Annotated in this window: 4 protein-coding genes and 1 pseudogene; 1 reads left to right on the top strand and 4 read right to left on the bottom strand. The window is 37.4% G+C overall.

Annotated elements, in window-relative coordinates; genetic code table 11:
- Window positions 1-232, top strand: a pseudogene (locus tag BGI33_RS13015) (IS481 family transposase); the annotation flags it as partial.
- Window positions 233-392: 160 nt separating this feature from the next.
- On the opposite strand, the gene BGI33_RS03120 reads toward BGI33_RS13015, so the two are convergent.
- From BGI33_RS03120 to BGI33_RS03135, 4 genes are all read right to left on the bottom strand, one after another.
- Window positions 393-707 carry a hypothetical protein gene (locus BGI33_RS03120; protein ID WP_100089915.1) on the bottom strand — a complete coding sequence of 105 codons (315 nt, stop codon included), beginning with the start codon at window positions 705-707 and terminating at the stop codon, window positions 393-395.
- Window positions 708-720: 13 nt separating this feature from the next.
- Window positions 721-1206 (bottom strand): RHS repeat domain-containing protein, encoded by a 486-nt coding sequence (locus tag BGI33_RS03125; protein WP_218965118.1) that lies wholly within the window; start codon window positions 1204-1206, stop codon window positions 721-723.
- Between the two features lie 199 nt (window positions 1207-1405).
- Complete coding sequence (locus tag BGI33_RS03130) at window positions 1406-1714, bottom strand: hypothetical protein (RefSeq protein WP_025315298.1); 309 nt, start codon at window positions 1712-1714, stop codon at window positions 1406-1408.
- 13 nt (window positions 1715-1727) lie between these two features.
- A partial coding sequence (locus BGI33_RS03135) for a DUF4329 domain-containing protein (protein WP_144235340.1) occupies window positions 1728-2297 on the bottom strand: 570 nt, incomplete at its 5' end.

Raw genomic sequence — 2297 nt, forward strand, 5'->3', positions numbered from 1 at the left:
TGATATTATGTTTAGACGTAAAATATATACAGAACTGAAAGAGATACAACAAGATATTGAGCTTTGGCTAGAGTTTTACAATCGGGAAAGAGCACATTCAGGGAAATACTGTTATGGTAAGACACCTTGGCAAACTTGGGTAGAGACAAAAGGACTGGCTAAAGAAAAGCAGCTAGAGAATTTATTTTACTCATCAGACAGTCATTGTGTTAGAACGAATGCCGATGAGTAGGTAGTGTCTGTCAGATTAAGTTTAAGCTAGTACATCAAATAAAGAAATTTGCGTTTTCCGTCCCGAAGCCGGCAGCTATATCAGCAATCTGGCCGCAGCCAATACCTTTTTCAGCAAGCGTTTACACGATCGTCAGGAAAATGGCTGGTACACAAGCTCCCTAGTCACAATATATGTATATATTTAAACCATCATTAAATGATTTTTCCAGAAAATCAATAAAATGAATAATTGATCCAAGGTGTAACTTTTTTATTTTAATAAGACTTTCTAATTCCTTTATTAAGGGCTGAATCTCTCCATATAAAATAGTAGTATCGGCATAATAATTATCAAATTTTTTTATTATTGGGTACTGATTTAATGGTTTCGCATCATTAAATAATTTATCATAATCAGACTTCTCAAGTGAAAATACCTGTGTGTTTTCATCTATTTTCTTTTGCTTATTTGATGCTATAAAATCCAAAGCCATAAATACCTCATATTCATAAGCAATATGACCGTTGCCTGTAGTTTGGACTTCCCTTTTTAGTCCATTTAGCACTTAACTCCCACAGATCCACCCAAGTCAACCCATTAGGCGCATACTGATACAGATTCAAGCCATCCAGCAGCCCAATCGGATCAGGCTGAGTAAATCTACCTATATCCGGATCATAGTACCTGAAAGTATTGTAATGTAAGCCGGTTTCCCTGTCTAAATATTGTCCCTGATATCTGAGGTTTTGCTCTATGGGTTCGTGCTCAATTTCATGAATCCGTTTACCCCATAACTGAAAGCTACATTCCCAAAGTATTTTACCATTTGCATCGGTAAGCTCTGCCGGGCAGCCGTTCAGGTCGGTGTGGAAATAGCGGATATGTTGTTTTTGGTTGTCGTCTGTGTCTATCCGCGCCAGTGGTTCGTAGCTGTTCTGGTCTGTGTAGATATACAGGCTGGTAAGGTGATTCGGGCCGGTTTCCTGAATCATTCTTAACCCGTCCCACAGGAAGCGGGTACGGTTGTAGGATTGGCCCTCACGGTCTAGCTGATGTTTTTCGATACGCCGGCCAAGGGCGTTGTAGCTAGAATTCTGGGTGCTACTGGCATTTTTTATTTAAATTCTAATGGTTAAATCTTATAGATAATCGCTTTGAACCTTTCTATTATTGTATTTACCGATCAACTGGTCAGCGACTCCCATAAACGTAAATTACTTCACCTGTATCAACATTTATATCAACATTTATATCATCTATTTCTATTCCACCAACTCCAACATCCATCCAATTATCTTGCGTAATCTCTTTTGAATAGAAACGTATTGTATAATATCTAATCTCTTTTTTTATCGTTATATGATTACTAAAAGAAATATAAAAATTATTAATATCATATTTACATTTGGAAACAAACTCACTATTTTTGGCTGCTTCTATAGCTTTAAATAGAAAAGGGGTATATCTTTTATCAAGCTTAAAAATGTAGTTTTCACACATAATATGCACTTCCTTATAACGGTATAGCATCATCTGGCCCACTAACTTTACCAAATATCTTCCAAAAGCTCCCGCTTGGTGTTCCTAATACATTGGTATAATTAGGAAAGGTTTTATTAGCACGATTATGAATGCTAATATCACTATTAGAAAATTTATCACTATTATGAACATCACCAGCTTTATTCGTTCGATTAAAATTAATATCAGAGTAATCACCATGTGTGTGATATTGACCAACTGGTGTTGAGCCCTTAGGTAAACCTCCTGCTGATTCTTTAAATGTTGGTGCAGTTCTACCCGAACCAAGTCGCCCCCTTGTATAGCCATAAGTACCATCTTTTGCTTTAAATATGATCCCACCATATTCACGATTTTTGAATATCGACATTGGATTATATTTACTAAGTGCTGCTCGCCCCGCATCATTGGCGTTTTTAAAACCTGTTGTACATTTTCTTAGGCCAAGTGGATCCACCCAAGTCAACCCATTAGGCGCATACTGATACAGGTTAAACCCGCCAGCTAAGCCTATCGGGTCGGGCTGGGTAAATCTACCTATATCCGGATCATAATACCTGAA

Origin of the sequence: Snodgrassella alvi (assembly GCF_002777425.1) — a bacterium.
Lineage (GTDB): Bacteria > Pseudomonadota > Gammaproteobacteria > Burkholderiales > Neisseriaceae > Snodgrassella > Snodgrassella alvi_B.

Coding starts and splice junctions, on each gene's coding strand:
- BGI33_RS03120 (WP_100089915.1), bottom strand. CDS start 707: ATGGCTTTGGATTTTATAGCATCAAATAAGCAAAAGAAAATAGATGAA.
- BGI33_RS03125 (WP_218965118.1), bottom strand. CDS start 1,206: ATGATTCAGGAAACCGGCCCGAATCACCTTACCAGCCTGTATATCTAC.
- BGI33_RS03130 (WP_025315298.1), bottom strand. CDS start 1,714: ATGTGTGAAAACTACATTTTTAAGCTTGATAAAAGATATACCCCTTTT.